The 6,634-nt window shown below is 66.9% G+C and carries 3 protein-coding genes; 2 read left to right on the top strand and 1 reads right to left on the bottom strand.

Translation table 11 applies throughout. The features are described 5' to 3' along the window. Positions 1–504 precede the first annotated feature (504 nt). The gene (locus tag VGR06_RS04295; protein WP_327557623.1) at positions 505–3,312 is read right to left on the bottom strand and encodes a family 16 glycoside hydrolase; all 2,808 of its coding nucleotides are present in this window, start codon (positions 3,310–3,312) and stop codon (positions 505–507) included. A gap of 1,497 nt (positions 3,313–4,809) precedes the next feature. Between VGR06_RS04295 and VGR06_RS04290 the strand changes: the two genes are divergently transcribed. Beyond that, positions 4,810–6,243: a polysaccharide deacetylase family protein gene (locus tag VGR06_RS04290; protein ID WP_327557622.1), complete on the top strand. Its 1,434-nt coding sequence runs from the start codon at positions 4,810–4,812 to the stop codon at positions 6,241–6,243. A 217-nt stretch (positions 6,244–6,460) separates the two neighbouring features. Beyond that, the coding region (locus VGR06_RS04285; protein ID WP_327557624.1) for a DUF6444 domain-containing protein at positions 6,461–6,634 on the top strand (174 nt) is incomplete at its 3' end.

Raw genomic sequence — 6,634 nt, 5'->3', positions numbered from 1 at the left:
TGGCCGGGAGCGGTACTTCGGCGGTCCGGCCCGAGCCGCGGTCTGGGCGCCGGCACCGCCGGTCTCCGTCGATTCCTTGCCAGCGTTGGCGATGGCGTACCCGGCGGCGCCGCCGGCCAGCGCGAATGCCGCGGCGCCGCCCGCGCCGAGCAGCACATTGCGACGCGACCAACCCGGAGCGGGAGGAGAGGCAGGGGAATCGTTGTCCGTCACCCTGCCAGCATCCCCGATCGGGACTCTGCTTAGAAGGCGGTGTATCCCAGGTTGTTGAGGACTTCCTTGTCAGCCGTCGATGGCCATCACGAACGCGTTCAGAGCAGGTTCCAGCATCATCCACAGTTCGCTGGCCCTGCCGGGTCGAGTCATGCTCATGGCCGAGACGTCGACGCACTCCGGCGCGGCCTGCTGGGTACGGGAGGCGGCGCCGCCGCCGGCGGTACCTACGCGGCGCCCCGAGCAAACCGAACTCGGCGCACCGGCTCAGCCCCGGCAGCTGTGATGAGATCAGCTTCTGACCGCGATGTGGCGGAAGGCAACCGGAGCGCTGTTGTAGGACTGCAGTCCGATGTAACCGGCCGGCTGGCCGCCGCTGACGCCGATTCCACGGTCGGTGTCGGTGTTGGTGAACGTGCTGGTGCGGGTACGTGCGGCGGTGTCCAGATCGGTGAGGTCGACGGTATAGGTGTCGCCTCGGGCATCGATCTCGTATTGGTACCAGCGTCCGGGGATGAGGGGTGGTCCGGGCTGGTATGTCTGGGTGGCCGCGTCGACGCCGCCGGCGGGTAGTGGGTCGGCCGCGGGGATTTTGTAGATGGCGCCGGTGCGGTTCTTGCGCAGCCCGTCGGGCTCCGGCCGGATGCCGTAGAAATCTCTTCTGGAGTCGCCGCGGCAGAGGTCGTCGATTTGCACTTCGAAGCCGGAGTGCACGGCGCTCCAGGCGCGGTTGGCGCCGAACAGCGGGGCGTCGCCGGCGTCGCGGATGCGTTGGGCGATCACCGGGGTGGGGTCCGCCATGGGATCGCGGAACCGCACGAAGATGCCGGAGTTGTGGTTCCCCGCATCAGCGATGCGGAATTCGACGCGGAGCGTGAAGTCGGCGAAAGCTTCGCGGGCGTAGTAGAGCAGTCCGAAGTCTCCGGCTCCGAGGGTGACGATCTCCCCGTCGATCAGCGCGAAGCCGTTGCTGGTGTCTGGACTGGTGCGGACCCAGTCGGTGTTGAAGGAGCGGGCGGTGCCGTCGAACAATGCACGCCAGGGCGCCGGAGGGGCGAAGGCCGGTGGGCGGGGTAGGACCTGGTCGGTCAGCAGTGTCACCGTGCGGCGGGCGAGCGCCACGCCGGTCAACATCGGGTTCGGCGAACCGGACGTCGGATGCAGCGCCGGGCCGGCCACGTAGCAGTTCGTGGTGTCGTGGATGCGCCCGAAGTCGTTGGTGACCCCGGCGGCGGGGTCGTCGCTCATCCATAGTGTTCCGGCGTCGTGGTGGGTCGTGCCGAGCCGGTCGCGCCGGGCGGCGTGCGGGTGCAGCGCGGCGAGGTCGGTAGCGGTCGCTGCGGCCGGCACCGGGATGGTCCGGCCGCCGGACGCCATGATGATCTCAAACGGTCCGCCGTTGGCGAAGATCAGTGCCACCCGGTCGGTGAAGGCGTCCATCGCCTCCCACACCTGGCGATCTGCTTGGGTTTGCGGGCTTCCCCCTGCGGTTTGCCGGGAGTCACCGAAGTCGACGAAGGCTCGGGGCCGCCCGTTTTCGAAGTCCGACGGGGTGGTCGCCAACTCAACCACGCTGTCCGGGTTGTGCGGCGCCATCTCACCGATGCCGCGCAGCGTGATGACGACGCTCTGGTCGTCAGCCTGCAGCATCGCGGTGAGTTGCTCGAGGCTAGGCACCTTCTTGAACACCTCCGCTTCGGAGTTGTTGCCGAATCGGCCCAGCCCGGAGGCGGTGATCTGCAGGTGGAAGTACCGGTCGGCGCCGCCGACGCTCGCTTTGCCCTTGACGAACAGCGCGGACACCTGCAGCGCCTTCAGGGCCGCGGGCGTCAAGGCGGGCAGGGCAGCGGCGATCGCGGCGCGCGGGACGCGGATGCTTAGGTTGGAGCGCAGGTGGGCCATGAGGTTCTTACCCATGCGTTGCGCAGCGCGCCCGCCAAGAGATGCGCTGAAGGTCGTCAGCGCCAGTCGCGTGCTCTCGATCGTGCCGAGGGCGATCACCGCGACGCCTTGGCGGCCGTCGGCCGTCGGCGATGCCAGCGGGACGACGTGTTCGGCTCCTGCGTTGTCTCGCACGCGCACGCCGGTGACGCGGACCCAGTTGTCGGGTTGGGTTTCGGTGACCAGCTCCAGCACTTGGCAGCGCGGCACGACCATCAAGCGTTTACGCCCGTCCGCGTCGGTTCCGACGCCCCCTGTTTCCGCCGCGGCGGCACGGGCGGCCTGCACGAGCAGCGGCACGGCGCTGAACTTGTTGACCGGGAACAGGCCGGGCTCGGCAGCCGTCTGCACGGCCAGCGGGGCCTCCACCTTGAGCAGGTTAAGCAGGTCGGCTCGCGGCGGCGGCGCAGCCCCCGGCGCCAGCTGCAGGCCGAGGAACATCAACAGCTCGGCGTCCGTCGGCGCCCGCCCATTGCGCCGTCGGAAAGCGCGCACGATGGGGTGATTGCGCAGCGCGGTCAACGGCAGCGACGCGAACGGCGGGCCGCCTGCGGAGACCGCATCGAACAGCATCTGGCGCAGCGCCTGATGCAGCGGGCCATAAATGAAATCGTTGGTGGCGTTCACCCCGATCTGTTCGCCAGCGTCGTAGAAGTAGCGGTCCTGCAAATCCGCGACGACGGTCGCCGGCCACGCCGCCATCTCGTCGTTGCCCTGCGGTGTCACGCCCTCATCCGCGCCCCCCGGCTCATCGTGCAAAAGCTCGGGCGACCAGCCTCCCCAGCTCAGTGAGCGGCCGCCGACCGCGTATTGCAGGCCGGCGTAGCCCAGATCGGATCCGGGCCTGACCACCCACGGCACCGTGAACGCGGGGTCGCCGCCCAGGAAGGGCAGGTTCTGCACATGCTCCGGCAGGACGAACGGTCCCTGCTCAAGAACGAGAATCCGCCGGCTACGGGTCGCGTCCCGCATGAAGAGGCCGTTGGCCACCACAGACCCGAAGGAACCGCCGCCGACCACTATCACGTCGAAGCCGCGCGTTCTGCCGGCGACAGTAGGTCCGGTGCTGGCGATCGCCTCCTGCAGAGTGTTGCACAGGTAACGGCCCATGTTGTCGAGCGTGAAGGTGGTCATCTCCGAAGTCAGCGGCCCCGCCACGATGTGTCTCCTCTCGGCCAGCATCGACCCCGCCAAAGCGTTCGAGGACGGTGTATGAGCAATCGTCGTTCACCGACGGTCGACGCCCTGGCGACATGCGGACGCCTGCCGAGCCTGACCCACCACCTGGCTGCGTTGTAGCCGATTGACAACTATCGGTCACCACAACATGGTGGAGGCACAACGATGCCGCGAGGCCCGAGGCTGTCGCGCCATCCACGCGGTACCAGGTTGCGGTGAGCGGCGGTCTCTGTAGCCCTGACCAAGACCTTGCATATTGTCGCGTCGCCGATCGCTGTGGCCGGTGGTGGAGTCCACAGCTTCGATCTCAGCGCGGTCGCCGAGTTGGTCGCCGCTGGCGACCGTACGCAGGCATCTACGGGTGTCCAGGAGGGTGACCCAGCCGCTTTCGGACGCGACGAAGAGCCGGTCTGTGGCCTGGCGCGGAGGTCGTCTATGTCGAGCCGGACATCTTCCAGCCCGTCATTGCTGCCGCGCTACCCCGACGCTCATCCGGCGTCTCATTAGGCTCGGCGCCCCCGTCGGCGCGCCGGTGCTTGTGCCGTGTCAGGTGATCGCCCATGTCACGGCGCGTCGCGTGAGCGCCGGCGGAAAGAATCGAAGAGCCGCCGTTGCGGGAACGCCTGAGCCGCGTGCCCGGCACTCGCTGACGCCGGTTTCGTAAGCGGTTCACTATTGCCTAGGCGTGGATTTGCCGCGCTCTTGGCGCCGCCTGTAGCTGTCCGCGACTGCCCTGGACAGTCGGCACGTATCCGAGGTCCGGGCGAGGGTACGCACGTCCGACGGGAGGCGAGTGAGGTGGCGACCGAGGACAAACGGCGCGAGTTCGACGCGATCGCGGCCCGGCTGATGGCTAAGGATCCATCGTTGGGCATGGCCACGACTTGACTCGGCGTCGGCCGCTTGCGGTGACGTTGATCGTTCTCGGTGCCCTCGCATGGGTTTCCCTGTCGGTCCTCATGGTGGCTTGGGGCTGGAAGGGTGTGGTCCTCACCTGCCTCGTCGCTGCGCTCGTCTGTACGGCAGCCTCTACGGCGACCGACGGCGTCGCGTTCCTGCGAACAAACGACGAGACCGCTTGTCCTGACCGGCAACGTCGACGGCATCTCGACGCCGCCAATCGAGGTGGCTGCTTGCGATCGGACCATACGAGCCTGATCATCGGCGAGTAGGCACGGCCGCGTTCGGCTCAGATAACGCTTGCCCACACGACGACTGCAGCAACTGAGACTCTTTGCTGTACGTGCCGGATGTATTTTCATATCAGCGGCTTTGCGGACGGTCCTGACGCGATCGCCGCACCGACGATGGGCTCGTCTTACTAGCCGTACGGGTCATTGCGTCGGCCGGTCGACCGGCAACATCATCGAGTGGCACCCATAGCTCGGGCCCCAGGTCTTGATTTCTGTGATCTACGCGACCGTAGCGTCGCATCGGTGGCCTTGGCTTGGATGGCCTACCCAATGAGGGGCGCTGATGTCCGGTACTACGCGTGTGCGGGGTTTGGTGATTGCGCGCTCCACCGGGGCGCTCCTTCTGGGGGTTGTATCGGTCCTGCTGATCGCGTTGGGACCGCCGGCTCCGCCGGCGTACGCGGCGACAAACACCGTGGTCAGTTTGACGTTCGACGACGGCCAAGCCTCCCAATACTCAACGCTGTCGATGCTGTCGTCGCGGGGGATGAGGGGCACGTATTACATCAATTCCGCCTTGGTGGGCAGTTCTTCCTACTACATGCCGTGGACGCAGATTCACGATCTTTACAACGCCGGCAACGAAATCGGCGGTCACACTCTGCACCACACCGACCTCACCCAGGTCAGCTCGACCGAGGCGCAGCGGGAGGTCTGCGACGACCGGACCGCCCTGACAAGCCAGGGCTTTTCTCCCATGACGTCGTTCGCCTACCCGTACGCGGCGGTCAACAACACAGCCGAGCAGGTCGTGCAGAACTGTGGTTACAGCAGCGGACGCGGTGTCGGCGGCATCGCCAGCGGCAATGTCTGCGGTGGCTGCCCCTACGCGGAGACCATTCCACCGGCTGATCCCTACAACCTTCAGACTCCGGAACCTGCGGTCACCAGCACCACGTTGTCGCAGCTGCAGAGCTATGTCACGAACGCGGAGAGCCACGGCGGCGGCTGGGTCGTGCTGGTGTTCCACGGAATCTGCGCCAACAGCTGCGCGGGCTCGAACTCGTTGAGCCCGACCATCTTCACGGCCTTCCTGGACTGGTTGCAGCCGCGTAGCGCGAACGGCACGGTGGTTCGCACAGCCGGTGAGGTGATCACCGGGACGCCGCCGCCACCACCCGGCCCCGACACGACACCGCCCACGACGACGATCACCTGCAACGGCGGCCCATGCTCCGGCTGGTTCAAAACGACACCGGTCACCGTCACGTTGTCGGCCACCGATGCCGGCGGGTCCGGCGTCAACAAGACCGTCTACACCACGGACGGGACAGACCCGGCCACCAGTTCGACCACGAAGACATACGCGGGTCCCTTCCCCATCGCTGCAACCACAACGGTCCGCTTCTCCTCGACGGACACGGCGGGCAACGTCGAGTCGGCTCGCTCCCAGCAGGTTCTCATTGACGCCTCCGCCCCCACCGTGACCATCACTCAGCCGGCGGCCGATGCCCAGCTCAAGCGCAACTCCAGCGTCACCGTGACCGCGACTTCGAGCGACACGGGGACAGGCTCCGGGGCCCCATCCGGAGTGGCCCAGGTCACCTTCTACCTCGACGGAACCACCAGTTTGGCCACGATCACGAGCGCTCCCTACCAGTTCACCTGGAAGATCCGGCCTAACCTGCAGGGAGCGCACATCCTGACCGCAGTGGCCACCGACGTCGCCGGCAACTTGGCGACCTCGCCGCAGGTGCGCGTGAACATCACCAGATAGAACCGCGAGGACGGGCAGCAAGTGTCGGCGGGGCGAAAGCGTTCGAAGTCGCCGTGGTCCCCGTCATCGTTGGGGTGGTCTCACGGTAACTGTTCAGGTCGCTTGAGTTCGGTGGTGTGAGCCTCCGGGTTCAGGGTGTGGTCCACTATGGGATGATCTTGGTGTGGCGCCTGGCCGGGACGGTGAGCGTCCTTCCTATGACGAGCTCGCTGCTGTTGTGGTCGGGTTGACGGCGCGTCTTGATGAGCTGTCCGTGCGGGTCGGTGAGCTTGAGGCCGACAACGCCCGGCTGGTCGCGGAGAACGCGGTGCTGCGCGTGGAGAACGCCGAGTTGCGTCGCCGGGTGGGTTTGAACTCGACGAACTCGTCCAAGCCGCCGTCGTCGGACGGG

The sequence above is a fragment of the Actinophytocola sp. genome (genome assembly GCF_036002505.1).
GTDB lineage: Bacteria > Actinomycetota > Actinomycetes > Mycobacteriales > Pseudonocardiaceae > DASYTH01.
Note: the sequence above shows the minus strand (reverse complement) of the source record. Positions and strands in the feature narration are given on the sequence as shown.